We start from the raw sequence: 3,115 nt of genomic DNA on the forward strand, positions 1-3,115 counted from the left end.
TCAACAGACGACCTGCTTGAGAATATTTTTAGGAATTTTTGCATTGGAAAGTAACCGCTACAAAACAACCAAAGAACAAACAATTAATAAACTTACTAAAAGCCTTTAATTAAGGGCTTTTTTTATTGGAAATCTAATGTCCCAAAAGTTTCATTAAAAGGTCTTGAAATTTCCCCGCTCTTTCGGATTTGTAATCCGAAAGTACTCCACGCCGTGGTTGTGTGTTATCACCAACCACATGTAATTTCAACATTTTTTTATCTGCCTCTTAAAAACCTTAACTCTCTTTTGTTTAACTTTCGCAAAAACTCCCAACCAACATTTCTATAAACTTCAACATAACCCCCGCTCTTTCGGATTTGTAATCCGAAAGTGTGCCCTTGCATTCGCTGGTATACTACGAGTGAATACGCTGATTATGCTCCGGAAATAAATAGTTCCGATACTAAAAAAAATTTCTTCTATGTTTTCAAAAGCAACTAAATTCTACTGTTAATTTACATGTGCTTTATCATTCTATGTATTGTTCTAATGTAGAGACGCGATTAATCGCGTCTCTACATTAGAACAATAATCTTCCCTTAACCAGCTCTTTCAAATTTGCAATCCGAAAGTGTAATCCGGGATTAAAAGCAAATTGCAAAACATTTAAATGAAATATTAAAAAGGTATTTAAATGCCTCTACTCTTTATTTTATTACAAAAAAATAAAATTCGTATCAGAAAAATTTAGTTTGAAAAAAAGACCTAAACGGTTCAATTAGGTTGTCTTGTCCGTGAGGGCAATACTGACAGGGGAAGAACTCATTCGGAGTGATGAATTTTGATCTTTTCAAAAACAACAGATAAGTGATTTGTTCGAGATAATCACCATAGCCAACCTCATCATCCAGGAGAACATGGGCAAAATTCCAGATTTTTGATATGAGACTTGATTCGTTACTCATTGATTATTTTTAAAAGTTTTTTGAATGTAAACAAACTTGGCCTTCTGCCGGATCCTTTTTCCATGCATTCTATTATATGATTTTCTTCCATTGATTTAATCAATCTTGATGCACTGGTTTTTGGCACACTTGAATACTGCTGAAAATCTGTTGTATTAAAAATAGGTTGCGAAAAAATAAAATCAAGACACTGAATGGCATATTGTGAATGTGTGTTATTTACCATTTCTAATTTCATTTGATCATAAAGTGCCAATATCTGACGTGTTTGTTGCATATTTTTTTCTGCCTGGTGAATAATCCCTCTCAAAAAAAAGATAATCCAACTTGTCCAGTCTCCATTATCTGATATTCCTTTCAGTGCGTCATAATATTGTGGTCTGTTACTTTCAAGGTATTGACTCATATAAAAAACAGGCTGATGAATTATTCCTTTGTGAAAAAGAAATAAAGGAATCAAAATCCTGCCAATACGGCCATTCCCATCCATGAAGGGATGAATAATTTCAAATTGTGCATGGACAATTGCTAATTGAACCATTACGTCCTTATCATCATAATGCAAATATTTTTCCCAATTATCGAGCGCTCTATTCATTTCCGGTACGGAAGGAGGTATAAATCGTGCATTTTCCACTTTAGAACCCGGTGTTCCAATCCAGTTTTGAATACGTCTGAAATTACCCGGGTCTTTACTTTCTCCTCTTACATCCTGTAATAAGATTTTGTGTATTCTTTTGATGCCATTCAAGCTAAGTGGTCTTTTTTCCATATTGTCTCTACCGGCAATTAACGCCCTTCTATAATTAATCACTTCCCATATATCCCCTTTTTTAGTTTCTTTCTTGTAATGGTGACCGGCTTCAAACTCCATCACTTCTTCAAGTGTTGCTTGCGTCCCCTCTATTTTTGATGATAATACTGCTTCTTGTGTCCGCAATGGGGACAACAATACATCAGGATTAATGACTGATAGAAGGTGTCCGTCATATTTTGCCACATAACGGTTTGCCTTTCCCATCAGCTCTACAAATGCAGACCAATCAAGGTTTTTTAGCGGTAGTTTATCGGGTATGAACGGTTGATTCATTATAGTATTTTTTAGTTAACCTTTGTTACCCACTGACGGGATACAAAAACTTTTGCGTTCCAAATATAGTGATTTTTGGAACAATAAAAATTTTGTTAACCATTTACCGAACACAAAATATTTTTCATTATCAAATCCGGTTATATTCATATAGAATTTACTCAATACGAGTAAAAATCTGCTCCAATTAACCCTTGCATTCGCTGGCATACTGCGAGTGAATACGCTGATTATGCTCCGGCAATAAATAGTTCCGATACTAAAATTGCAAAAAAATTCTTCTATGTTTTCAAAAGCAACTAAATTCTACTGTTAATTTACATGTGCTTTTTCGTTCTATGTATTGTTCTGATGTAGAGACGCGATTAATCGCGTCTCTACATCAGAACAATGATCTTCCCTTAACCAGCACTTTCAAATTTGTAATCCGAAAGTACTCCCCGCCATGGTTGTGTGTTATCACCAACCACATGTAATTTTTTTATCTGCCTCTTAAAAATCTTAACTCTCGTTTGTTTAACTCTCTTAAAAACTCCCAACCAATATTTCTATAAACTTCAATATAACCAAATTCTTCCCCAACAACATACCTTAAAGTTCCTTCCGGTTTCCTTGCTTGTTCCTTAAAAAGCTTGAAGTTCATCTCTCTGATTTCTTCAGGTGTCAGATTCTCTTCACTAATAGTAAGCTTAATCGTATCCGGTATGATTATTCCGGAATCTGTGTAAAAAATTGGAGGTTTAATGCTCAATTCACCTGTTTTTAAAGGTCTGATGACGTACGTCAGTGAAAACTCATGCGATCTTTCCAGATTGACGACACGGGTTGATTTTGACTGCGATGGCCCGGATGTGATGATAAAGTCATTTGCCTCTATAGATGTAAAAGAATCAACTTCTACATTCAAGAAATAGCTGAATTGTATTTGTTCGTGTAATTTGAGTTCTTTTTCAACTATCTGAATTTCTACTTCTTGTCCAAAAACAGAGTGGCATACAAACAAAAAAAGAGGCAGCAAAAATGGAAACAGACATCTTGATTTCATAAATTTTTCTTTAGTGGTTACTTTGATACTGTG

At 34.7% G+C, this 3,115-nt stretch carries 2 protein-coding genes and 1 pseudogene; all 3 read right to left on the reverse strand.

What is annotated here, in order from left to right; all coding sequences use genetic code 11:
* Positions 1-824 precede the first annotated feature (824 nt).
* The 3 genes and pseudogenes from EA412_06305 to EA412_06315 all read right to left on the reverse strand — a co-directional run bounded on the left by EA412_06305 (position 825) and on the right by EA412_06315 (position 3,082).
* Positions 825-947 (reverse strand): annotated as a pseudogene (locus EA412_06305) (hypothetical protein).
* A complete protein-coding gene (locus EA412_06310; protein ID TVR79518.1) occupies positions 940-2,037 on the reverse strand; it encodes a Fic family protein in 1,098 nt (365 codons plus the stop codon). The pseudogene EA412_06305 and the gene EA412_06310 overlap by 8 nt, the downstream one beginning before the upstream one ends.
* A gap of 481 nt (positions 2,038-2,518) precedes the next feature.
* Positions 2,519-3,082 (reverse strand): hypothetical protein, encoded by a 564-nt coding sequence (locus tag EA412_06315; GenBank protein ID TVR79519.1) that lies wholly within the window; start codon positions 3,080-3,082, stop codon positions 2,519-2,521.
* Between the last annotated feature and the right edge of the window lie 33 nt (positions 3,083-3,115).

The organism is Chitinophagaceae bacterium, from assembly GCA_007695095.1.
Classification (GTDB): domain Bacteria; phylum Bacteroidota; class Bacteroidia; order Chitinophagales; family REEL01; genus REEL01.